15 protein-coding genes and 5 pseudogenes are annotated in these 23,232 nt (G+C 61.9%); 17 read left to right on the top strand and 3 right to left on the bottom strand.

Annotated elements, in window-relative coordinates; all coding sequences use genetic code 11:
* Nucleotides 1-650: 650 nt before the first annotated feature.
* The 3 genes and pseudogenes from ACQP1O_RS16805 to ACQP1O_RS16815 all read left to right on the top strand — a co-directional run.
* Nucleotides 651-3,962 (top strand): protein kinase domain-containing protein, encoded by a 3,312-nt coding sequence (locus tag ACQP1O_RS16805; protein ID WP_433566708.1) that lies wholly within the window; start codon nucleotides 651-653, stop codon nucleotides 3,960-3,962.
* 60 nt (nucleotides 3,963-4,022) lie between these two features.
* A pseudogene (locus ACQP1O_RS16810) lies at nucleotides 4,023-4,825 on the top strand (IS5 family transposase).
* 232 nt (nucleotides 4,826-5,057) lie between these two features.
* Nucleotides 5,058-5,200 (top strand): annotated as a pseudogene (locus ACQP1O_RS16815) (IS3 family transposase); the annotation flags it as partial.
* Between the two features lie 598 nt (nucleotides 5,201-5,798).
* Here the strand turns inward: ACQP1O_RS16815 and ACQP1O_RS16820 are convergent.
* Entirely contained in the window at nucleotides 5,799-6,572 is a 774-nt protein-coding gene (locus ACQP1O_RS16820) for a transposase family protein (protein WP_433566709.1), read from the bottom strand.
* A gap of 248 nt (nucleotides 6,573-6,820) precedes the next feature.
* On the opposite strand from ACQP1O_RS16820, the gene ACQP1O_RS16825 reads away from it, so the two are divergent.
* The 9 genes from ACQP1O_RS16825 to ACQP1O_RS16865 all read left to right on the top strand — a co-directional run bounded on the left by ACQP1O_RS16825 (nucleotide 6,821) and on the right by ACQP1O_RS16865 (nucleotide 15,692).
* Nucleotides 6,821-8,035 carry an NAD(P)/FAD-dependent oxidoreductase gene (locus tag ACQP1O_RS16825; RefSeq protein WP_433566710.1) on the top strand — a complete coding sequence of 405 codons (1,215 nt, stop codon included), beginning with the start codon at nucleotides 6,821-6,823 and terminating at the stop codon, nucleotides 8,033-8,035.
* Between the two features lie 13 nt (nucleotides 8,036-8,048).
* Entirely contained in the window at nucleotides 8,049-9,233 is a 1,185-nt protein-coding gene (locus tag ACQP1O_RS16830) for a cytochrome P450 (protein ID WP_433566711.1), read from the top strand.
* A gap of 72 nt (nucleotides 9,234-9,305) precedes the next feature.
* Complete coding sequence (locus ACQP1O_RS16835) at nucleotides 9,306-10,517, top strand: cytochrome P450 (protein WP_433566712.1); 1,212 nt, start codon at nucleotides 9,306-9,308, stop codon at nucleotides 10,515-10,517.
* 291 nt (nucleotides 10,518-10,808) lie between these two features.
* Nucleotides 10,809-11,738 carry a VOC family protein gene (locus tag ACQP1O_RS16840; RefSeq protein ID WP_433566713.1) on the top strand — a complete coding sequence of 310 codons (930 nt, stop codon included), beginning with the start codon at nucleotides 10,809-10,811 and terminating at the stop codon, nucleotides 11,736-11,738.
* A 2-nt stretch (nucleotides 11,739-11,740) separates the two neighbouring features.
* Entirely contained in the window at nucleotides 11,741-12,595 is an 855-nt protein-coding gene (locus ACQP1O_RS16845) for a fumarylacetoacetate hydrolase family protein (RefSeq protein WP_433566714.1), read from the top strand.
* Between the two features lie 6 nt (nucleotides 12,596-12,601).
* Nucleotides 12,602-13,567, top strand: a complete 966-nt coding sequence (locus ACQP1O_RS16850; protein WP_433566715.1) for a TAXI family TRAP transporter solute-binding subunit — start codon at nucleotides 12,602-12,604, stop codon at nucleotides 13,565-13,567.
* 48 nt (nucleotides 13,568-13,615) lie between these two features.
* Nucleotides 13,616-14,302, top strand: a complete 687-nt coding sequence (locus ACQP1O_RS16855; RefSeq protein WP_433566716.1) for a hypothetical protein — start codon at nucleotides 13,616-13,618, stop codon at nucleotides 14,300-14,302.
* Nucleotides 14,303-14,337: 35 nt separating this feature from the next.
* Nucleotides 14,338-14,595: a hypothetical protein gene (locus tag ACQP1O_RS16860; RefSeq protein ID WP_433566717.1), complete on the top strand. Its 258-nt coding sequence runs from the start codon at nucleotides 14,338-14,340 to the stop codon at nucleotides 14,593-14,595.
* On the top strand, nucleotides 14,592-15,692 hold the full coding sequence (locus ACQP1O_RS16865; protein WP_433566718.1) for an alcohol dehydrogenase catalytic domain-containing protein: 1,101 nt from the start codon (nucleotides 14,592-14,594) through the stop codon (nucleotides 15,690-15,692). Before ACQP1O_RS16860 ends, ACQP1O_RS16865 begins: the two co-directional genes overlap by 4 nt.
* Nucleotides 15,693-15,748: 56 nt before the next feature.
* Here the strand turns inward: ACQP1O_RS16865 and pgi are convergent.
* Both pgi and ACQP1O_RS16875 read right to left on the bottom strand, forming a co-directional pair.
* Nucleotides 15,749-17,351, bottom strand: a pseudogene (gene pgi / locus ACQP1O_RS16870) (glucose-6-phosphate isomerase).
* A gap of 52 nt (nucleotides 17,352-17,403) precedes the next feature.
* A pseudogene (locus ACQP1O_RS16875) lies at nucleotides 17,404-17,634 on the bottom strand (6-phosphogluconate dehydrogenase); the annotation flags it as partial.
* Between the two features lie 516 nt (nucleotides 17,635-18,150).
* Between ACQP1O_RS16875 and ACQP1O_RS16880 the strand changes: the two are divergent.
* The 5 genes and pseudogenes from ACQP1O_RS16880 to ACQP1O_RS16900 all read left to right on the top strand — a co-directional run bounded on the left by ACQP1O_RS16880 (nucleotide 18,151) and on the right by ACQP1O_RS16900 (nucleotide 23,197).
* Complete coding sequence (locus ACQP1O_RS16880; protein WP_433566719.1) at nucleotides 18,151-19,506, top strand: hypothetical protein; 1,356 nt, start codon at nucleotides 18,151-18,153, stop codon at nucleotides 19,504-19,506.
* A gap of 38 nt (nucleotides 19,507-19,544) precedes the next feature.
* Nucleotides 19,545-20,429 (top strand): methylenetetrahydrofolate reductase, encoded by an 885-nt coding sequence (locus tag ACQP1O_RS16885; RefSeq protein ID WP_433566720.1) that lies wholly within the window; start codon nucleotides 19,545-19,547, stop codon nucleotides 20,427-20,429.
* A 70-nt stretch (nucleotides 20,430-20,499) separates the two neighbouring features.
* Nucleotides 20,500-21,330 carry a formyltetrahydrofolate deformylase gene (gene purU, locus ACQP1O_RS16890; protein WP_433566721.1) on the top strand — a complete coding sequence of 277 codons (831 nt, stop codon included), beginning with the start codon at nucleotides 20,500-20,502 and terminating at the stop codon, nucleotides 21,328-21,330.
* Nucleotides 21,330-22,184 (top strand): annotated as a pseudogene (locus ACQP1O_RS16895) (bifunctional methylenetetrahydrofolate dehydrogenase/methenyltetrahydrofolate cyclohydrolase). Before purU ends, ACQP1O_RS16895 begins: the two are co-directional and overlap by 1 nt.
* Before the next feature lie 26 nt (nucleotides 22,185-22,210).
* Nucleotides 22,211-23,197, top strand: a complete 987-nt coding sequence (locus tag ACQP1O_RS16900; protein WP_433566722.1) for a VOC family protein — start codon at nucleotides 22,211-22,213, stop codon at nucleotides 23,195-23,197.
* Nucleotides 23,198-23,232 lie beyond the last annotated feature (35 nt).

Here is a 23,232-nt window from a genome sequence, read left to right on the forward strand (position 1 = left end):
ATTGCTGACATGGCTGTGCGATCTATGCCCGACTGCGCCATAACGTCGGCCGAAATCCACGCAGAAACAGCGGTCGTCGTCGTTCGCGGCATCCGGGCGCAGCCATCGACTCACATCCACCGCCAAGGTGATCCGTCCTGCCCGATCATGCGGCGCCAGCAGCCCGGTCAGCGTGCGCCGGATAGGCTAACGTCGATCCGGCCAGCAACCAGCCCGCAGTACACGTTTCCGTGCGTCGGCGACGCTCCGGCACCAGCGACAACCCCACCAGGTTTTGTCACCAACCCGTCCGCGCCCAGCACCGCATCACACAACGAACAACGCATCCGACCGCGTGGTCACACACCGGCACAGATCCTGCCCAGACACCGAGAGGTCCCCGAGCGCACCGGCGCAGCCGATATCGTGCACACGGTTCGTCGAAGCCTTTGGTTATCAGATTTGTTCTGTCGCAAGACCAATCGTCAACCCAGTGCTTCACCCATGATCCAACCGGGGCGCCGGACCACAACCTTGGATCTTAAACCACAAGCTCAGGCGGTAGCCTGGAACCAGGTGACATGCGGGTACCGCAGCTCAGCGCAAGGATTGTTCCTGGACGTCGGCCGTGAGGCCCCGGAGGTCACGGATTTGGCACTGGGAGACCCCCGATGGCTGAGAGCGATGCGCGGAGTGCGGCACACGATATGGCTGCGGGCCTCGCAGACGAGTTGTCTGCGGAAGGATTCGAGAATGCTCAGGTGCTGGGCCTCGGAGGATTCGGGGCGGTCTTCCGCTGCGAACAGCCATCCCTGAGCCGGACGGTGGCTGTCAAAGTGCTCACCGTCGGGCTGGACGCTGACAACGTTGCGCGGTTCCTCCGAGAACAGCAGGCCATGGGGTCACTTACAGGTACACCGAATATTGTGAGCATCTTTGCCGTAGGGACCACGTGTAGAGGTCGTCCATACATCGTGATGCAGTACTACCCAAGGGGCTCTCTCTATGCGCGGATCCGCACGAGCGGACCGCTTTCTGTCAAAGAGACCATTCAAGTAGGGCTGAAGATCGCCCGCGCCTTGGCCGAGATTCACCGGAATCAGATTCTCCATCGTGATGTCAAGCCCTCAAACATCCTGCTAACCGACCGTGACGAGCCAGTCCTTGCGGATTTCGGGATTGCACATGTCGCAGGAGGATTCGAAACCTCCGCCGACGCCGTCACCGGTTCGCCCGCGTACATGGCACCCGAGGTACTACGTGGCGAGGCACCAAGCCCGGCCTCGGATATCTATGGACTCGGCGCGACGTTGTTCTGCGCGGTCACTGGTCATGCAGCTTACGAGCGCCGTACCCGCGAAGACGTTGTAGCGCAGTTTCTTCGTGTGGCGAGCGAGCAGAATTCGGGCGTGCGCACAGCAGAGATCCCCGCGCCGTTGCGCACCATTATCGCCCGAGCAATGTCCAGCGATGCGCGAGACAGGCCGGCAACGATGGACCTCTACCGGTCCCTGCAACGAATCCAGACCTGCTCAACAGCCGAGATAGGCACCGTGGCAGACGATGTCTCAGTAGGGTCCACTCCAGCATCCGAGAGGGAACGCGGTATACGCACCCCGACAATGCAAGATGTGCCGATCGCACGTGAGACCGCCGCACGCCGATCGAACCATCAGCAGTTGCCCCTAGCGCTGACCAGTCTCGTGGATCGCCGAACTGAGCTCGCTGAAGGAAAAAAGCTCCTGAAAGCCGCTCGGCTGGTGACGCTTACAGGGGTAGGCGGGGTGGGCAAGACTCGCCTGGCCTTGCGCCTCGCCACGGACTTACAAAGGGTTTTTGCGGACGGCGTCTGGCTTGTCGACCTGTCCGAGCTGACCGATGAGTCGCTTCTTGTGAACGTCGTGGTGAAGGCCCTAGGTTTGCGGGAATCCTCGCCGCGCCCTCTGGACGAAGTCCTCGTCGAGTTCGCATCTCCTCAGGAGCTATTGCTCGTATTCGACAACTGTGAGCACGTGGTCAATGCCATTGCGAATTTGGCTGAACTGATATTGCGTACGTGCGGAAATGTGCGAATTCTCGCCACGAGCCGTGAGTCTCTCAGCGTCAGCGGCGAACGAGCTATGCGCGTTCTCCCGCTCTCGGTCCCTGATGAGGATCATCTCCTTACGGTCGAGGGAGTCGGTGCGTATGATTCCTTGACATTATTCGCAGAGCGCGCGCGAGAGATAGTTTCGGACTTCAAGATCGACGAGGGCAATGTAAATCCAGTTGTCGGTATATGTCGGTATCTGGACGGACTTCCATTGTCGATAGAAATGGCGGCTTCAAAACTTCGTGTCATGTCTGTAGTTCAAATTTGGGAGAATATAGAAAAACGGTACAGGTTTCTCTCTACCGTAAGTAGGTCGGCTCCCGCTCGGCAGAAATCTCTGCGACTGTGTATGGACTGGAGTTACGATCTCTGCTCGAATAACGAGAAAAAGGCATGGGCGCAACTCTCCGTGTTTGCCGGAAGCTTCGAGATCGATGCGGCCGCGGGTGTTTGTGGAGCGGGTGAGGATCCGGGTCCGCTAGTCGACGTACTTACTTCTCTGGTCGACAAGTCAATCCTTGTACGGGAAGAAGTCGATTCAAGTGTTCGTTTCGGAATGCTCGATTCTCTCCGTGAGTACGGTCGCGAGAAATTGATACAGTCCGGCGAATACGGAAGCCTCGTCGAGAGGTACGGGCAATGGTACAAGGATTTGGCTGTTCGCGCGGAAGCGGGATGGATCAGCGCGAAACAATTGGAATGGATATCCCGACTCAATCGTGAGCAGTCAAACCTGCGTGAAGCGATGGATCACTTCATCCGTGTCCTGAACTTTGATGCAGCACTCGATATGGCCGGTGCGCTGTTCCCGTTCTGGCTGTCGCAGGGGCAGTTGACCGAAGGACGCCAGTGGCTAGACCGATCTTTGTCGCTCGAGTCGAGTACTGCGGCACCTGCGCGGAAGGTGAAGGCTCTTTTCGCGAGCGTTGTACTGGCTGGGATTCAAGGCGATATTGCTGCCGGGGCCGAGCGGGTCGAGGAGGCGAGGGCATTGGCTGCTGGCCTGCCCGATCAGTTGACTGCTGCACAAATCGCTCTCTCGGAGGGGGGTCTTGCGCTCTGGTCTGGTGATCATCTGTTGGCGCGCTCCAGGCTGGAGCAAGCGCTGGCGGCTCTCGATGTCAGGGACGAACTCATGCTGCGTATCCCGGCGCTGGCGCTGCTCGGAGTTGCACTCGCGATAGAAGGTGATCACGAAGGGTCCGCTGATTGCCACGAAAATGTCCTTGAAATCGTCGAGCCGCGGGGCGAATCCGTCTATCGATCCTACTCGTTGTGGGCGACAGGAATAAACGCAATCCGACAGAAGGATTATGGCGAGGCAAGTGAACGACTGAAACGAGCTCTCTTATTGACTAGTCAATTCGATGATATCGTGGCGATCGCTGGAATTCTCGAGCCGCTTGCATGGATCTCCAGTCACGAAGGCGACCCCAAGAGATCTGCCGTGCTTATGGGTGCCGCTGATTCGCTAGGATCATCCATCGACACATCTTCAATCATATATCCGGAATTGGCTGTTCATCACGATGATTCCGAGACCTCAAATCGTAGTGCTCTTGGCGACAGAATCTTCGAGGAGTTCTATTCGAAAGGAAGGGCTCTTCGCGTCGACCGCGTGGTCGCATATGCGCTCGGAATGCAGCCTAAGGCGGCACGGCGACCGCGCGAGCATGATCCGACATCGTTGACCGATCGAGAATTAGAGGTCGCCGATCTGGTCGCGGAGGGTCTAACCGACAATGCGATAGCGGCAAGGCTCGTAATATCAAAACGAACTGCGTCGGGGCATGTCGAGCACATTCTATCGAAACTCGGATTCGCCTCGAGAGCACAGATCGCTGCCTGGATTGTTGAAAAGCGCAACCGCGACGGGGAGACGGAGCCTTAGAGCTCCTAACAGGTTCGGCGGGTTGTCGGTGAGTAGTGTTGCAGTGCAGGATGTTTCGCTGTGGCAGCACCGTGGATCGTGGATGACCGGTTGTGGGCAGTGATCGAACCGCTACTGCCGGTGAAGCCGGCCGGGACACCGGGACCGGCCCAGATGGACAACCGGCTCGTGTTGCGAGGAATCCTGTTCGTGCTGATCACCGGGATCGGGTGGGAAGACCTGCCCCAGGAACTGGGGTTCGGGTCCGGGATGACATGTTGGCGCAGGTTGCGGGATTGGCAGGCCGCCGGGGCGTTCGGGGAGATACATCAGGCCGTGCTCGCCCGCTGCCACGCCGCCCGGTTGATCGATTGCGACCGGGTCATGGTCGACGCCTCGCATGTGCGGGCGAAAAAAAGGGGGCGCCGCAACAGGTCCGAGCCCAGTCGACCGCGCCAAGACCGGCTCGAAACACCACATCCTGACCTGCAGCAACGGGTTCCCGCTCGCGATGGCGTTGTCGGGCGCCAATGTCAATGACCACCTGCTGTTGCCCACGCTGCTCGACCGGGTCCAACCCCTACGGGGTCGCCCGGGCCCACCCCCGACAGCGAATCACAACCTTGATCGCGGACACCGGATACGACTACCCCAGCGTGTATTCCGAACTGCGGCAACGCCGCATCACCGGCTACATCCCCCGCCGCGGCACCCGCGACAAGGTCACCGCTGGCCGCTGGATCGTCGAGCAATCCTTTGCCCTGCTCCACCCGTACCGGCGCCTGGCCATCCGATGGGAACGACGCACCGACATCCACCACGGATTCCTCGACCTCGCCGCAGCACTGATCTGCTGGCGACGACTCAGCAACCGAACCCGATAGGAGCTCTAAGTCATGGCCACCTCGGTATGATCGCCGTGACTGCTGTCCCACTGAGCGTCTCGACTTCCTCACGAGACCAACGCGGTCGAACTACCGGGGCATACCTGTATCGGCCGGGCGGCAGTATCGCAGTAAGCCGACCGCGGCAGTCCTCGGCTGTCGACTTCGCCGAGGACTGTAAGAACAACTGCTTTGGCTCACTTCCGGTTGCCGCCGTGAGGCTGTGCCAGGAGTTGGCGGCCTCGCGGAACGCTCGATCACCGCCGATTGGCTCATCGACGAGCTCGACGGGATCGCCGTCGACCGCGGGTATCCCGCAGTGCTGCGCTGCGACAATGGACCCGAACTGGCTGCACGCCCATGGCCGACTGGGCCGGTCGTCGAATTCGGGCACGCAGTCGGATCGCCATAATGGAGCTCCGTTATCATCGAATGGATAGATGTTCTGAATGAATGGTCGGTGTCCGTTTCTGCGGTGACGATACTTGAAGAATAAATTCTGAGCGCTGGGTTTATTCTGTTTGTGAATGGTATTCGCCAGAGATTTCCTGATCCTGGATTATTCGAGCACCCCCGGCGGTGGCCCTGAGGCGGCGTCGATGATCAAACTCGATCGGCTTCTCGGCTGGCTGGCTACCTCCCTTTGTGCGCCATGAACGATCGATGTCATCTCAACCTCTTTCCTTGAAGTCTTGACATTGGAGCGGTCTTAGTGTCAGCAGGGCGTGTGAAGTGATGGGTGGTGGCTGGACGGCGGCCAGGTGGATTGGCAAGTTGTCCTGAAAATCAGGACATGTGTCTTGACACGTAGATCATGCGAAATCTACGGTTATGGCGCATATCACACGTTCGCCATATTCCAGCCCTGTGAAATTCGGATGGCGAAACCTGATTGGAGTCAGATGGACAGCTCGAAAGTTGGTCGACTCTTTGTCGATAGTATTAGGTGTGAAGGGTACGGACTGAGCCTTTTTCATCCTTGGTTGGCTTCGAGTTCGCGGTTCTGGAGTGCGTGAATCGCTTTGGCGAGCTGTCCGGCCCTGTGCGGGCAGCTGCGTAGCTTCCGCAGCACCTTCCAGCTCTTGAGCTGGGCGTTGGCGCGTTCACCGGGGGCACGCAGTTTCGCATGGGCTCGGTTGGCCTGCTTCTGGGATTCGGGCTTGTCGCGTCCCTTGTAGGGAGTGAGCAGGCCACCGACACCGTGATATCCCTTATCCGCCAGCACGATCCATCCGCTGCGCTCGAGTTCGGCCACGATCTGCCAGATCCAGGCGGCTTTCGTATCGTGCACGCTGCCGGGCAACGCACCCGACACCCACACGATGTCCCCGCTGGGTGTGGCGAGGACCTGCACATTCATGCCGTGGTGGCGGTGTTTTCCCGAATAGTAGGGCCGGTCAGCGGCCACCCGGTCGATCGGGATCAGCGTGCCGTCCAGAATCAGATAGGCGTGCCCGTCGGCTTTCGCCTTCTTCAGCGCCGAGCGCAGCTTCGGGGCTCGCTCTGCCAGCAGTTCCACGGTCTCGCCGACGTATCGCCATGCGGTGGTCGTCGAGATGTCGAACCCGGCACCGAGATCGGCGTAGGTTTCGGCTTTGCGCAGGTGGGCCAGCACGAGCAGGGCTTGGCGGGCCGGGTCGAGCTTGCGCCAGGCCGAGCCGATCGTGCGGCGGTGCCGGCGGATCAGCCCGGCGACGAAGTGGAGGGTCCGACGTGACAACGCCAGCGCGGAACGGTAGAACAGCAACGGAAGCCCTTGGGGTACAGCGAGTCTTGGTCGACAGCCGTCCTACCAAGGGCTTCCCCATATCCGGCACAGGCGCGCCGTCACCAGTTCCGTTGCCTACCAACAACATCCAGTCAGGATGAAAAAGGCTCACTGTGTGCGCAAGCGGCGCCCGATCTCGTCCATCTCGATGACGAGGATGTGCTTGTAGTCGACATTGAGGACATCGATCTGGTTTCGCGACCGCTTGCCGATGCCGCTGTGAGGGCATGTCCGGTAGCAGCTCTGCGAATCCAGACCAGCGATTCGTCACCGGCATGACCGCTCTCCGGCGCATTGTTGTGGCGGGGGCGTCTCAGGCGGGGTTGGCGAGTGCGGCGGCGTTGCGTGGGTTCGGATTCGACGGCGAGATCATCATGATCGGCGATGAGAATCACCGGCCCTACACACGACCGCCGCTGTCCAAGGGTGTTCTCCTCGGCGCGGAGTCGGAGGAGAGCGTGTTTCTCGACGGCACTGCCGATGATGTGACGCTCCGAACGTCCACTCGTGCAGTCGGTCTCGACTGTTCGAGCAGGCTCGTCACGCTCGAGGACGGAGAGCGTGTCTCCTCTGACGGACTGATCATCGCGACAGGCGTGCGGGCGCGTCGCGTGGATTCCGGAGCTCATCGCGGAGAGATAACTCTGCGGACCCTCGATGACGCGGTGGCGGTGCGTGATCGGCTTGTTGAGGCCGAGCACGTGTCGGTTGTCGGCGGTGGATTCCTGGGTATGGAGATCGCATCCTCTGCGGTCAAACTTCACAAGGTCGTGACCGTTGTCGATCAGGTCAGGCCATTGATCGCGCATCTCGGGCCGGTGCTCGCTGACATGTGCCTCATGGCCGCGGATGATCACTCGGTGAAAGTTCGGCTGGCCGATGGGGGTGTCGAATTGGGGTTCGACGGCGATCTACCACGTCGAGTGCTAGGAGTGGACCACACGGTGATTGCCGAGGGCGATCTTGTCATCACTGCAGCGGGAGACGTACCGAACACCGAATGGTTGAGTGGAAGCGGAGTGCGCGTGGAAGATGGTGTGCTGGTTGACGATTGCTGCCGCGTCGCGCCAGGCATAGTCGCAGCCGGTGAGGTGGTTTCCGCGCCGGCAAGCGGTAACGCGCGTGGCCGGCGGCCGCATTGGTGGAATGCTCTGAGGCAAGCCAGGATCGCGGCAGGCACATTGCTCGGCTGCGGAACCGAAGCCACTGCGGGCGATTCCGCCGTCCCGTTCTTCTGGACCGAGATCTTCGGTCTCAATATCCGTATTGCCGGGAAGCTGGCCCCCCTCGGTGAACCCATTGTTATCGAGGGATCCGTCGCAGATCGCAGGGCGTTGCTGGTATGGCCTGCGAACCACGAGGGCTTCGGGACCGCAGTATCGGTCAACTTTCCGATCTCGGTAGCCAAACTCACCCGGTTGGCCAACCAGCCCTCGACGTAGAGAAGGAATCCGTATGCCCGACAGCAGCACCGTTCCCCGGTCAGAACTCGACATCTTCACCGACGAGTTCATGGCCGATCCCTACCCGGCCTTCCGCGACTTGAGAGACGTCGGCGGCGTGGTCCATCTGGACGCCCTCGATCTGTGGGCCGTGCCGCGCTATGCGGAGGCTCGCCATATACTCGCATCGTGGGAGCAGTTCTGCTCCGCGGATGTTGCCCTCAACGAGCAGTGCAACGCCTACGTCGGCGACGGCATCCTCCGCGCGGATCCGCCTCTGCATGACCAGCTGCGGAATGTGCTGGCATCCCGACTTGCCCCGCGTGCTCTGCGGAAGCTCGAAGCAGACATCAACGCTCGCGCTAGAGCTCTCGTCGAACCGCTCGTCAGTCGGGGATCCTTCGAGGCGATCTCCGAACTGGTGCGGCGCTTCCCGCTGGAGATTGTCGCCGATCTGATCGGGTTGCCGCTTGCTGGCCGCGAGGAGTTGCTGGGTTTGCTCGACGCAAACTTCAACTTCTTCGGTCCTGATAATGCGCGTCTTCGTGAATCTGCGCCGAAGCTGGGTGAACTCATGGAGTACATGATGTCGACGGCGACCCGTCAGTCCTTGGCCGAAGGCAGCATGGGGCGAGCGGTTTATGAGGCAGCCGATGCGGGACAGATTCCTGAAGAGTCCGCGCCCACACTGGTGTTGACGTACGTGACAGCGGGGATCGACACCACCGTGCACGCTCTCGGGCATGCGATCTGGCTGCTGGCCGAGCACCCCGAGCAGTGGGATCTGCTGCGACAGGATCGATCCCTGATACCGCAGGCATTCCGAGAAGTCCTGCGGTTCGAATCCCCGATGCAGGTTTTCGGTCGCACTGTCAGGACCGATTGGGTGGTCGACGGCGTGACGGTACCTGCAGGTGATCGTCTGGCGGTGCTCTTCGGTGCCGCGAATCGGGACGAGCGCAATTGGAAAGACCCGGACCGCTTCGATATTCGGCGCGACAACGTCGAGCATCTGGCCTTCGGTTACGGGCTGCACGTGTGTGCCGGACAGGCGTTGGCCCGAATGGAGGGCGCTGCGATTCTGACTGCCTTGCTCGACAGCGTTAGTCGGCTGGAGGCCGGAGAGCCGGCGCGCCACTTCAACAATGTGCTGCGTGGATTGGAATCGCTGCCTGTGCAGGTGGTGGCGTCTGCCTGAGCAGGAGCTCCGGCTCATCCGGCTCGACAGCCGCAAGGTTTCGTGGAAATACCGCAATCTAGGGAGTAAGAATTGTTTTCTCCTGCCGATTCACCGAAAGTATTCAATCCGTTGAACTCTGATCATTTTCCAGAACCCATCCCGCACTTGAGGGCATCCCGCGCGAACTGCCCGGTCAGTACGCCCAGGGACGGGTTGCACGTCTTCTCTCTCGACGAAGACGTACGCAGCGTACTCGCCGACACCGAAAACTACTCGAACAACGGGAATTTCAGCATCGAGCGGGAAGACGTTCCGCTGGAGTTCCAGACCATCACGAATGCTGATGATCCCCTGCACGCCGACCTTCGTGATCGGCTCCGAAAGAACTTCGCGCCAACACATCTGCGTACTCTCCGCCCGTGGGTGGAGGGAATCGTCGCTTCAGCTATCGCGGCTCTTCCCGACCACGGCGAAATCGAACTGTTCGAGGAATTCGTTCGGGTCATCCCGGCATCCGTGATGCATACCTTCATCGGTATCCCCCGCGAAGCGTGGAGCCAGGCGCAGGCATGGGGGAACGTCATCGTAGAGACGGTCCCAGGTCCACTGGATGTGCTTCCTGAGTTCGGACAGCTGCTGGCTCTGCTCGGCAGCCTGGTTGCCCAGCGCAAAGCACGTCCTGACGAACGGTCGGAGGATGCCCTGGACAACCTCTGTTTCCCCGCGCCGGGTGAACGGGAGATGCCGGACGGGGAGATCGTCACACATATCTTCCAGTTGGTCGTCGCAGGGACTGACACAACTCGGAGCCTGATCGCAAACTGCATCTGGCGGCTGCTCGAAGACCCCAACGGATGGGATGCGGTCGTCCGTGACCGCGCTCTCCTGCCGAACGCGGTCGAAGAATCCCTGAGACTGGATTCTCCGGCTCAGTTCCTCGTGCGCACCGTGAAGAGCGATGGCATCGTTCGTGGCTGTCCGATCAGTGAGGGCGACAAGGTCTACCTCAGCCTGCAGTCCGCGAATCTGGACGAAAAGACATGGGGACCGAGCGCTGATCGATTCGACCCGCCGCGTGAGGGCGCAGCGGCACACCTCGCGTTCGGTCGTGGAATCCATGCTTGTCTGGGCGCGCCACTGGCGCGCATCGAGGCGATCGCTGCCATCGAGGCGCTAATGGACAGGTATCCGACAATGCGGCTGAGTCCTCGAGCGAAATGGGTCAACACCGGCGGCTCCATCACACGCAGACCCGAACAGGTCTTGGTGGCCCTAGCCCCGGATCCTCGATTGGATGCCTGAAGGCCCCGAAATTCACCAGTCCTGTATTGCAGGACGGCTATTCCGAGAATCAGGACTCCTGTTCTACTGTGATCTGACCAACCCGGGAGAGAAGTCATGCGAGGGCATTGCTCGAGAAGGTCTGCGGCGCGGGTCCTGTCGACCTGACTGCTATCGCGGTGCTGAATGTTTCGAATGCGCCAGGTCGCATCGTGACGTCGGCGCGAATGCCCACACCTCGTCCTGACAGTCCAGTCATGGGCATGCCATCCACTCTCGGGCTGGAAATGTCACCAGAAAGGGTCATCAGTCATGGATAAGCCACAGCGCGTCGTGTTGCAGGAACGCGGCGCGGCCGGAACGCTAACCCGAACTGCGGTGTCACACATTGGCTTTTCAGTGCCGGACCTCGCCGCGACCGCTGACTTCTATCGGCGTTTGCTAGGTCTCGTCGTGCACGAAGAGCTTCCGCAGGGGGGATTGCGACTGGGCTGGGGCGGTGGCCATCATGTCATCGAACTGGTCGAGGGACAGAAAGGATTGCGGCACTATGGATTCGAAGTCCGGGATGCCGACGGTCTCGACGGGATCGCCAAGCGATTGGCCGACTCCGGGCATACGGTGTCCGCTCTCGACGAGCGGTATCTCGATGAAACCGTAGGCGAACCACATGGGCTGGTCGTGTCCGATCCGCATGGCACCCCGGTGCATTTCCACACCCCGGTGCAGAGGCAGGGCGAGACGGCAGCGGACACAGGCCGCAGACCGATCAAGTATCAGCACATCACCCTGGCCACCGATGATGTCGAGGCCATGACGGCCTTCTTCGTCGATGTGGTCGGCTTCCGTATCTCCGATCAGCTCGACGATGGCCGGTTCGCTTGGCTGCGCAGCGACCAGGACCATCACACGCTGGCCGTCGTGAACGTGGGGCAAGGCGGCGACATCGACCACTTTTCGTTTGACTTGGCCGAATGGGCGGACTTCAAGTCCTGGTGCGACCGGCTCACCGATGAGGATGTCGATGTCACCTGGGGTCCGGGGCGGCATGGACCCGGCGACAACCTGTTCGTTTTCTTCGACGATCCGGCCGGCAATCACATCGAGCTCTCTGCCGAGATGGAGAAGTTCCACGACGATCGCGTTACCTACGTTCCGCGCCGCTGGAAACCGATTCCGAACACCGTCAATTTGTGGGGCGGCCAGTTGGCTTCCTGGCGCCAGACCAGCGAAGGGAAATGACCATGGCATACGCAACTTACGAGCACCGCGGCGTACGGGCTGTCGGTGAAGTGCGGGACTCGACGCTGATTCCGCTCGAAGGCGTGACGGACCTCGGGAACGGGTCCATGCCGGACCAACTGATGTCCGCCACGCGCAATGTACGGGCACAAGTTCCGGTCGACGAAGTGCGGCTGCTTCCACCGGTGCAGAGTCCGTCAAAAATCTTGTGTGTCGGGCTGAACTACCGCACGCATGTGACCGAGACCAAGCGGGAACTGCCCACCTACCCCGTGCTCTTCTCGAAGTTTGCCTCCAACCTGCTGGGGCCCAACGATGACATCATGTTGCCGCCGGAATCGACGCAGGTGGACTACGAAGGCGAGCTGGTCGTGGTTATCGGCCGGCCAGGTCGACGTATCGCCGAGGCCGACGCCCTCGATCACGTCCTCGGTTACACCGTCGCCAACGACGTCACGATGCGGGACTTCCAGTACAAGACCCACCAGTGGTTGCAGGGCAAGGCATGGGACGCGAGCACGCCCATCGGGCCTTATCTCGTTCCACCGAATGAGATCAACCTTGAGAATGCCGGAATCAGAACAGTTCTCAATGGCGAGAAGGTTCAGGAATCCGATCTGTCCATGCTGATCTTCTCGATCCCGCATCTGATTGCAACCATCTCGACGTTTGCCGAGCTGAAGCCGGGAGATCTGATCTTCACCGGCACGCCTGGTGGTGTGGGTTACCGGCGTGACCCACAGGTCTTTCTCCGTGAAGGTGACACGATCAGCGTCGAGATCGACGGCCTGGGCGCACTGCACAACCACGTACGCGCAGACGAGACCAGCGGCGGAACCGTCGCAGCAGGGAGTTGAAATCCGTTGAGTACCAGCAACCGGCCGCAGGAACCGAGGATCGACCGCAAGCTCACCCTGCATATGCGGGGGGACTGGGGAGCCGCCAACCTACATCGTGTCTGCGGTTGGGTCTCACAGGAACTGACCGACCGTAGCGGCCCGGGTACCCGGGTTGCGATCTGGAACAGTCGAGGGTTTGCCGACGCGGTCCGCGCGGTCGGTCGCGGTGAGGTGGATATTGCGATGACCACGCCGGCGGCTTTTACTGTGGCTGCGCTCGACGGCCGCGGTATCTACCGCGACGAGCATTTCCCGAAGCTACGGGCTCTGGGCGTGGTTCCGCAGCGTGACCGCCTGGTCGTGGGCATTCACCGCTCACTCGGGATCACGACTTTCGCGGAGTTGCGGGATCGAGCGCCGCGATTGCAGATGGCAACCGCTCTCGATGATGGCGAGAATCACGTCGGGCTGGCTGCCCGGCAACTTCTCGGCCGGGCCGGCGTCGATGTTCTCGGTTGGGGCGGAGAATTTCTCGAAGATGAACGGCCGCAGGAAGCCCTGGCACATGTGCTGGCCGGCAGGGCGAACGCGATCGTGCAGGAAGCGGCCATGCTCCCGCAGTGGCAGCAGTTCGGCCCGGACTTCCACTTCCTGGAAGTGGAAGCGGACGTGCTCGCGTCGCTGGATGCGGACTTCGGTTGGCCCGCTTCGACCGTGCCCGACAATTACTTTCCTGGGCGCAGCGCGTTCCGGACTCTGGACTTCTCCGATTTCCTCATGCTGACCACTACCGATCTTGCAGACGACATCGCATACGCCATCGCATGGATTCTCGGAGAAACGCGCCACATCATCGAGGAGCAGTATCTCCACCTTCGACCGGAGAGCAGCCCGATCACCTACCCGCTGGACCCACCCACTATGGGGCACGCCCCTATCTCGCTGCACCCCGGCGCGGCTCGCTATTACCGGGCGCTGCCCACGGTCTGACCGCTCGCCCAAGCGAGACAAGCGTTTACCGAAGACAAGGAGGTCCCGATGAACGTCGTCGAGGACGTCATGGTCATGGGATCCGAACGGCCGCTTCGCAGTGTCGAACGCGATGAGCATCTTTTACTCGCACCGCCGCATCCCGCCAACCTGCCGATCAACCTCTGGCGCGAGCATCCACCGCTGACGGTGGAGCGGTACGAGGCACAACCCTTCGCGCCGCCGCGCGGGATCTACGAGAACGATCAGGTCCGGATCGAATGGCAAATCATGAACAACCGTCAGCCGTTCTATCACCGCAACTGTGATGTCGACGAGATCTCCTATCAGATCGCAGGCGATCGCACACTGATGACCGAACTCGGCGTGATCGAACACCGTCCCGGAGACTTCTCCCGCATCCCGCGTGGCGTCGCCCACGACAACTACGGGCGTACGGAAAGCCATCTGCTGTTCTATCTTCCGGCTCCGGCCTCCGAGCTGACCTCATGCGTCAGTAGCTCGCAGCCGACCTTCCCACCGTTCGAAGGCTGGGAGGCGGGAGAGGTGAACGAAGCGATCACACAGTGCATGGCTCCCCAAGCCATGACGTCGTCGTGGTCCCCGCCGACGAACGTCGAATCCTCGATCACGTCCACGGAACACGGGACCGCATCCAGGTTCTGCGTGGCGCCGACGAACCCGGGGTCAGGTGGCTCTACGCCACGCCTCTCTTCCGTCTTGGGATCACCGTGACCGGCGTAGACAGTGAGCGTCGGTATCGCCGCACTGTGGACGGGGACGAGATCCAATACCAAACCCGTGGACACCGCACACTTTTGACGCAGCGTGGCATTGTCGACCTCGGGCCCGGCGACTTCATCCGAATCCCGCTCGGCATAGCGCACGCCGATGTTGGTGACGAATCGAGTGAGTACATCAGCCTGCTGTCGTACCACGAACTGCCGCAGGTCGCCGACACATCGCACACCGGGGAGCCGTATTCGACCGCGCGGCTCGACGCTATCTACTCGAAAGCTGCCCGATGACTGCCACCATGCTCGCCGCAAGGGCCCATCCGGATTCCAGTTCCATTGTGCTCGAAGAAGTTCCAATTCCTGAACCTGGACCACGCGACGTGGTCGTCAAGGTTGCCGCGGCCGGTTTGGTGCCCGGAATGATGCGTGTGCTGAAGTACGGTCTGCTGAAACACCTTCCGACAACACTCGGGCACGAAGCCGCGGGGACTGTCGCGGCGGTTGGCACCGAGGTCGATCGGATCACCGTCGGCGACCGGGTTCGTGTACACCCGAATCTGAACTGTCGTGATTGCGTCTACTGTCGCACGGACCGCGACATGATGTGCGCCCAGCAGGCGATGATCGGGTTCGCCGCGTTCGGCGATGTCCCGATGCCCCTCTACGACGAATATCACGACGGCGGGCTCGCCGAGTACATACTTGTCCCGTTCTGGCTCATCGACGAGCTGCCCGACAGCGTCGGCTTCGATGTCGCCGCGAAAGTGCACGATCTCGCCAATGCAGTACGGGCTCTGAAGCGTGCGGATCTGCCGCTCGGGTCGACGGTCGTGGTCACCGCCGCGACGGGCACGATGGGCACCTCTACGGTGAAGCTTGCCGAGCATTTCGGGATCTCTCGCTTGGTGCTGGTCGGTCGCAGTGGGGAACGGCTGCGTGAAGTACGAGCACTCGCCGGCAGAGTCCCTGCCGAATTGGTTGCACTCGACGAGCTTGTCGATTGGGCGTCCAGCGGTGGACTGACTCGGCGGCTGCGTGAACTGGTTCCCGGCGGTGCGGACGCGGTGATCGACTTCATCCCGGACGGGCCGGCGACCGGCCAAGCCATGGCGGCACTGGCAACCGGCGGAACACTGGTACACATGGGCGGCAATCAAACTCCGCTGCCACTGCCCGCCATCGCGATGATGTCCAACTGCTGGCGTTTCGTCGGCACTCGCGCATGTACGCGTACCGACGCCCGAGAGGTGTTGGAGTTGCCGGGAATGGGCACACTCAACGTCGATGAGCTCATCACCCAGCGATTCGCTTTGAGTGCGGTGGTCAGCGCGGTCGAGGCGATGGAACGCCGCAGCGACCCGATGTGGATGACGGTCGTCAACCCGTGACGGACCGATCGGTGGGCCGGGTCCTTGCGTGACCGGCCCACTGATCGCTGTTGAAATCACAAGTGGAGCACGCGGTACCGCCTCATGAGGGTCGCGGTGGAGGAGTCCAGATCGGCTGAAGGTTCCTGAGCGGACAGCGCGTGTTGGAGTCGGTTCGCCTCTGCTTTCCCGAATTCGACTCCCCACTGGTCGAACGAGTCGATCCCACCGAGTACGCCTTCGACGAAGACCCGATGCTCTTATAGTGCGATGAGCTGTCCGAGGACGCCGGGCGTAAGGCGATCCGCGAGAATGATTGTCGACGGTCGGTTGCCGGGCATCACCTTGTGTGGCGCCAGGGAGGGTTCTGCGCCCTCGGCGATGACCTCGCCATAGCTCTTGCCGAACGCGAGGAATCGGGCCTGCGCGAGCATATTGGAGAAGAAGATCTCGTGCACGTGTCCCGTGCAATCTTGCGCGGGCTCGTCGGTGTTCGCGAATCCGATGAAGTCAACCGGGACCAGGACGGTGCCCTGGTGCAATAGCTGATGAAAGGCGTGCTGCCCGTTGGTCCCCGGCTCACCCCAGACCACAACACCGGTGGTCGTAGCCGTCGGCGATCGATCGAACGCACACGCTTGCCATTGGACTCCATGAACAGCTGCTGCAGATACGCAGGAAGCCGGGCCAGATCGTTTGCACAGGGCAGCACCGCGCGGGTCTGGGCGCCGAGTAGTTCGCGTACCAATAGCCGAGCAACCCGAGCAGGACCGGGGTATTGCGTTCGAGTGGCGCTTCAGTGAAATGCCGGTCCAGCGCACGGAATCCGGCGAGGAACTCGGTGAACGCCGCCGGACCGATCGCGATCATCACCGACAGCCCGACAGCGGACCCGACAGAATATCGGCCGCCAACCCAGTTCCAGAACTCGAACATTCTGGCCGGGCCGATGCCGAAGGCGTTCACCTTCGCGCTTTAGGTGGATACCACGATGAGGTGTTCGGCCACGGCGTCCTCGCCCAGGGCCGCGGTCAACCAGCGCCGGGCCGCTTCGGCGTTCGTCATCGTTTCCAGCGCAGTAAAGGTCTTCGAGACAACGATGAAGAGCGTGCTCGCGGGGTCGAGACCGGTCAAAGTGTCGCAGAGGTCGGCAGGATCGACGTTGGAGACGAACTTGAATGCAAGGTCGGGATGCACATAGCGACGGAGTACGCGGGTAACCATCGCCGGCCCGAGGTCGGAGCCGCCGATTCCGATATTCACAACCGCCTCGATGCGTTGACCGGTTACACCACGCCAGTGTCCCGACCGCACCTTATCGGCGAACTCCGCCATGCGGTCGAGCACATCGTGAACATGCGCAAAGACGTCACTGCCGTCGGCTACGAGCTGCTCGCCGGCCGACCGGCGAAGTGCGGTGTGCATCACCGCACGACGCTCCGAGGTATTTAAGCGCGAGCCGGCGAACATGGCGTGACGGCGCTGTGGGACGCCGGACTCCCGCGCGAGGTCGAGCAGCAGGCCCAGTGCGCGGTCGTCGATTCGATTTTTGCTGTAGTCGATGTATAGATCGGCGGCCTGCACGTCGAATTCGATTTGCCGCAAGGAAGTTTCGACAAAAGCCTGACGAAGATGAAGCGTCGCAAGGGATCGATGGCACTCGTCGAGCAGCAGGCGCAGATTTGGAGAGCGATGGTCGACCGGAGTGTCGCGACCGTGAGCCCTCGGTTGTCGCGACCCCCAATACATCATGCCCGCCAAATTGGTTACGGAGTGCGGCAACGACTTTCATCGCGGGAGACTCGGGTTGCCGGGAACCGAAGCGCGCGAAGAGAGCTGCTGAGATGACCGGCGCGGGTACGGCGTGCGCGATCGCCTCCTCGACCGTCCATCGCCCTTCGCCGGAGTCCGCCGCGTATCCGGAGACCAGTGCCAGACCGGGATCGTCCTCGAACACCCGCACCTGATGAAGGAGTTGCACGATCCCGTGTTTGGCTTGCGGAATCGACTGGGCCACAACGCATCATGACACAGCTATCTACGACACCGACGGGTAGGTGATCGCACGGTTTCGCGTCACCGACGACGCTGCCGGGTTCGCGCTGATGCTGCGGCCGTCGGCTGCGGCCGGCGAGAACGCCGACGGTCCGATCCCGGTTACCAAGGCCGCCATCGGTACACGAATCGGGCGTCACGTTGACGATGCCCACGACAAGGCGCTGCCGGCGGACCGAATGCGACCGGCACCGTCACGGCACTGGGATCCATCTCTGACGTACTTCTTGGTGCGGTCGTGACCTGCAGCCATGCATCGTCACCAGAATTGTCAACAATCATTGCGACGATCACGGATGCGATGCTACTGTCTGTATAGCAGACATATAGTCTGCATTGCAGACATCTCTGGTCGACTGGCGATCGGAGACGCGAGTCGCAAATTCCAGCGCCAAAGAAGTCCGAGTGGAGAGGTGCCCCTTACATGAGTGTCGAGAACGTCGAGCAAGCGATCGCGCGAGCGGGTGGAGCGGTGCCTCTGCTTCGGAACTCTCCGATCCGGCCGCATACGTTCCCGGTAGTTGCGGAGTTCACGAACTGGCGCAGCGAGCAGCGGGCCTGGCGCGATGCGTGCGCGCTGCTGGATCAGTCCCACCACATGACCGACCTCTCCGTGAGCGGACCGGACGCACAGCGGTTGCTCTCCGATCTCGGAGTGAACAGTTTCGCGAGCTTCGGTCCGGGCAAGGCGAAGCAGTTCGTGGCCGTGAACAACCAGGGCTATCTGATCGGTGATGCGGTGCTGTTCCATCTGGAGGATCGGACGTTCGACCTGGTTGGGCATCCGATGGTGCACGACTGGGTGCAGTACAACCTCGAAACCGGAGGTTATGACGCGGTCAGCACCCGAGATGACAACTCATTCGACCGTGTGTCCGGACCACCTGTCGTCTACCGCTACGAACTGCAGGGTCCGACCGCGGCCGCGGTCATGGAGAAGGTGGTCGGCGCGCCATTGCCCGAGGTGAAGTTCTTCGATATGACCAGCCTCACGATCGCCGGCTGCGCCGTCCGCGCACTTCGGCACGGTATGGCCGGGCAGCCTGGTTATGAGCTGTTCGGGCCGTGGGAAGACGGCGAAAGGGTGCGTGCAGCCATCATCGAGGCTGGACAGGAATTCGGGCTTGTGCGGGTGGGGGCGAAGGCCTACTCGACGGCGAACCTCGAGTCCGCATGGATTCCCGCGCCGCTGCCGGCGATCTTCTCCGAGCAGATGAAGGGCTACCGCGAATGGCTGCCCGTCTCGGCGATGGGATCGTTGGGTGGATCGATGGACTCCCCGAACATCGAGGACTACTACGTGACGCCGTATGACGTGGGGTACGGGCGTCTGGTGTCCTTCGACCACGACTTCGTGGGCCGCGAGGCACTGCTCGAGATCTCGAAGCATCCACAGCGGGAAAAGGTCACCTTGGTCTGGGACAGCGATGACGTCACGGAAGCGGTGGGATCGAGGTACCGGCCCGGGCTGCCGGCGAAGTACATCGAGGTTCCCAAGGCGCGCTACGCATTGCATCAAAGCGACAAAGTCCTCGCCGGCGACAAGCTCGTGGGCATCTCGATGGACGCCGGATACCTCGCGAACGAACACCTCATGGTGTCCCTGGCGACAGTCGACCCCGCATACAGCGAGCCCGGCACCACGCTGACTGTGGTCTGGGGTGAGGACCCCAATTCCGCCAAACCGGCGGTCGAGCCGCACCAGCAGATCCAGATCCGGGCAACCGTCGCGCCCGCTCCCTACGTCCGGTTCGCCCGCGAAGCCTATCGAGCCCGGTGACGGATGAAAAACGTTGTTCCACAGGGACATTCCCGACGATGAAAAAGGATGCCGTGGTTCTACACGACGACGGAGCCGATGGTCGTAGCGCGAGATCAGCGCGCACCATCCTGCGCAATATCAGCTACGAGATCATGCCGTTCCGGGGGACCGAGGACGCTGTCCTCGAACATGTGCCGCGAGATGTGGCGCTGACGGTGACCGTCACGGAGGCCAAGGGTCTCGCCGCCACCATCGACCTGGCAACTCGTCTCACTGCCTATGGATATCGGGTGGCGCCGCATGTCGCGGCGCGCATGGTGCAGGACCAGGCGCACGCGCTAGATCTGCTGGCGCAGCTGGTCGAAGCCGAGATCGAGCGTGTCTTCGTCATCGGCGGTGATGCGCCGACGCCTGCCGGAACATTCCATGGCGCAGCCGACTTCCTCCGAGTGCTCGACACGGCTGGTCATCACTTCGAGAGAGTGGGGATCGGCGGCTACCCGGAGGGACACGCCACAATTGGCGACGACGAACTGTGCACCGCTTTGACACAGAAGGCGCCACTGGCATCACACATCATTACCCAGATCTGCTTCGACGCCCGCACAACGCTCGACTGGGCACGCCGGTTGCATCAGCGCCATCCGAACCTCGAGGTCGTGGTCGGTGTGCCTGCGCCGGTGAGCCGGCAGAAGCTCGTACGAATCTCCGCGGGCATCGGTCTCGGCCAATCTGCACGGTTCCTCCGCAAACAACAGAACGTGATCTGGAAGCTGATGCGCCCCGGCGGATACCGCCCCGACACATTGCTGCGCGGCCTCACGCCTCATATCGCCGGAACGGATCTCAACGTTCGAGGTATTCACCTTTTCACCTTCAACGAGCTCGAGCGTGCCGAGACCTGGAGACGCGCCCGGCTGGCGGGTCTCGGCGACAGCTGACTCACATTACGAGGAACAACCCATGGAATGGACAAACAGGAACGGCAACGCCGATCAAGCGCGGCTGCTCATGTCCGGCAACGACCGTCCCGGCATCGTCTCCGCGGTGTCGAACATACTGACCGGCCACGGCGCGAATATCGTCTCTCTCGACCAGTACTCGACCGACCCGGAGGGTGGCCGCTTCTTCCAGCGCGCCGTGTTTCATCTGGACCACCTCGCTCAGCAGCGCACGGCGCTCGAGGTGGACTTGCGCGGCGCGCTCACCGGGCGGTTCGGACTCCAGTGGTCCCTGATCGATGCCGCAGCGCCGAAACGGGCCGCGCTATTCGTGTCGAAACTCGACCACTGCCTGCTGGAGCTACTGTCGCGGCATCGGCATGGGGAACTGCCGATGGATGTAGTTACCGTGGTATCCAATCACACGGACCTCGCCTGGGTTTCCGATGCGTTCGATGTCTCGTTCCGACACATACCGGTGGAAAAGGACCGCAAGTGGCAGGCCGAAGCGGAACAGCTCGCGTTGCTCGAGGGTAAAGTCGACGTGGTTGTTCTCGCCCGGTACATGCAGGTACTTTCCGGAGACTTCCTGGCAGCTGTCGGGGTTCCGGTCATCAATATCCACCATTCGTTCCTGCCCGCGTTCGTGGGTGCCGCGCCCTATCGCAAGGCAAAGGAACGAGGCGTCAAGCTGGTCGGCGCCACCGCACACTTCGTCACCGAGGATCTCGACGAAGGACCGATAATCGAACAGGACGTCGTTCGAATCAGCCACACCGATTCCGCCGAGGAACTGGTCCGGCGCGGGGCCTACGTCGAACGACTTGTGTTGTCTCGCGCGGTCGAAGCGTTCTGCGAGGACCGCATCATGCGCGATGGCAGCACCACGGTGGTGTTCTAGTGGCCGCGACTGTACTCGATGGCAAACTGGTCGCTGCACAGATCAAGGAGAAGCTGCGGATTCGGGTGGCTGCACTGACCGATCGCGGGTGTACTCCCGGTTTGGGGACGGTACTCGTCGGCCAGGACCCGGGCAGTGTGCTCTATGTGGCTGGCAAACACCGCGATTGCCACGGGGTCGATATCGCATCGATCAGGGTCGACCTTCCCGCCGACGCGACAAGCCGATGTCGCCGCCGCGATCGACCGGCTCAATGCGGATCCCAGATGCACCGCCTACATCGTTCAGTTGCCGCTGCCGCGTGGGCTCGACGAGTTCGAGATCATCGAGCGAATCGACCCGGCAAAGGACGCCGACGGATTGCACCCGACCAACCTCGGGCGTTTGGTACTCGGTGCTGCGGGGCCGCTGCCGTGCACGCCAGCGGGAATCGTCGAGTTGTTGCGCTGGTATGACTCCCGATCGCGGGTGCGCACATATGCGTCGTCGGGCGCGGTATCACGGTCGGGCGTTCGCTGGGACTGCTGCTGACCCGACAGACGGAGAACGCGACGGTCACCCTGTGCCACACCGGCACACAGGACCTCCCGGCGCGGGTGCGTGCCGCCGGCATCGTGATCGCTGCGGCGGGATCACCGGGTCTCATGACTGCCGAGATGATCAGGCCGGGTGCGGTGGTGGTCGATGTGGGAGTCAGCCGCGGCGCCGATGGCAAGGTCGCCGGTGACGTCGACCCGGCCACTGCCGAACGGGCTGGCCGGATTTCGCCGAATCCGGGTGGGGTTGGCCCCATGACGCGGGCCATGCTGCTCGAAAACGTGGTCCGCGCAGCCGAACTCGGTTCCAGCAATTAACTCGTCCGGTCAAGGAGGACTGAAATATGGCACCCCGTCACGAAATTGCGCATCTGGCGCACGTACAACTGCTCACCCCGAAGCTCGACGAGAGCGTCCGCTTCTGCACCGACTTCCTCGGCCTACGTGTGGTCGGCGCCGCCGGCGACCTGGTCTACCTACACGCCTGGGACGACTACCAGCACCACACCCTCACCCTGCGGGCGCACCGGCACGCTGGGATCGCCCGCACTTATCTGCGCGCGGCGAGCTCGGAAGCACTGCACCAGCGAGTCGCGGCGATCGAGGCGGTCGGTCGTGGCATCGGCTGGACTGATGGCGAGCCGGGTTTCGGCCCCACCTATCTGTTCACCGATCCGGACGGCCACGAGTTCGGCCTCTACTACGAGGCCGAGTGGTTCGAATGCGGTCCCGATATCCGGCCGTCGCTGAAGAACCAGGCCGCGGCCTATCCCAGCGGCGGTGTGCCGGCGCGACGGCTGGATCACGTCAACTTCCTCGGCAAGACACCAGTGGACAACCGTGACTTCCTGGTGGACGCGCTCGGTGCGATGACCACCGAACAGATCGTGCTCGACAGCGGCACCGTGGCGGGTACCTGGACCACCTTCACCAATAAGAGCTACGACATCGTCTACACCAAGGACAATCTCGGCAAGTCCGGACGGCTGCACCACATCGCGTTCGCCGCCGACAGTCGCCATGACATCCTGCGCGCCTGCGACGTCGCCCTCGACCAGGGGGTATTCATCGAGACCGGGCCGCATAAGCACGCCATCCAGCAGACCTTCTTCCTCTATGTCTACGAGCCGGGTGGTAACCGGATCGAGCTGTGCAACCCGGGCGCGCGGCTGATCCTGGCGCCTGACTGGAAGCAGGTGGACTGGACCGAGACCGAACGCGCCAAGGGGCAGGCCTGGGGGCTGAAGACCATCGAGTCGTTCCATACGCACGGCACCCCCACCGCCGAGGAACTCGCGAGTGATGCGGGCACCGACGTCGCCAACTGCTGATCACGTCGAGGAATATCGCAGTTGGCTATTCGGGA

The sequence above is a fragment of the Nocardia sp. CA-151230 genome (assembly GCF_050942175.1).
Taxonomy (GTDB): domain Bacteria; phylum Actinomycetota; class Actinomycetes; order Mycobacteriales; family Mycobacteriaceae; genus Nocardia.

What these genes read in the sequence shown, in the direction of transcription:
- ACQP1O_RS16900 (WP_433566722.1), top strand. Translation starts at nt 22,211, where the DNA reads ATGGCACCCCGTCACGAAATTGCGCATCTGGCGCACGTACAACTGCTC.
- ACQP1O_RS16855 (WP_433566716.1), top strand. Translation starts at nt 13,616, where the DNA reads ATGAACGTCGTCGAGGACGTCATGGTCATGGGATCCGAACGGCCGCTT.
- ACQP1O_RS16825 (WP_433566710.1), top strand. Translation starts at nt 6,821, where the DNA reads ATGTCCGGTAGCAGCTCTGCGAATCCAGACCAGCGATTCGTCACCGGC.
- ACQP1O_RS16840 (WP_433566713.1), top strand. Translation starts at nt 10,809, where the DNA reads ATGGATAAGCCACAGCGCGTCGTGTTGCAGGAACGCGGCGCGGCCGGA.
- purU (WP_433566721.1), top strand. Translation starts at nt 20,500, where the DNA reads ATGTCCGGCAACGACCGTCCCGGCATCGTCTCCGCGGTGTCGAACATA.
- ACQP1O_RS16845 (WP_433566714.1), top strand. Translation starts at nt 11,741, where the DNA reads ATGGCATACGCAACTTACGAGCACCGCGGCGTACGGGCTGTCGGTGAA.
- ACQP1O_RS16830 (WP_433566711.1), top strand. Translation starts at nt 8,049, where the DNA reads ATGCCCGACAGCAGCACCGTTCCCCGGTCAGAACTCGACATCTTCACC.
- ACQP1O_RS16880 (WP_433566719.1), top strand. Translation starts at nt 18,151, where the DNA reads ATGAGTGTCGAGAACGTCGAGCAAGCGATCGCGCGAGCGGGTGGAGCG.
- ACQP1O_RS16885 (WP_433566720.1), top strand. Translation starts at nt 19,545, where the DNA reads ATGAAAAAGGATGCCGTGGTTCTACACGACGACGGAGCCGATGGTCGT.
- ACQP1O_RS16865 (WP_433566718.1), top strand. Translation starts at nt 14,592, where the DNA reads ATGACTGCCACCATGCTCGCCGCAAGGGCCCATCCGGATTCCAGTTCC.
- ACQP1O_RS16805 (WP_433566708.1), top strand. Translation starts at nt 651, where the DNA reads ATGGCTGAGAGCGATGCGCGGAGTGCGGCACACGATATGGCTGCGGGC.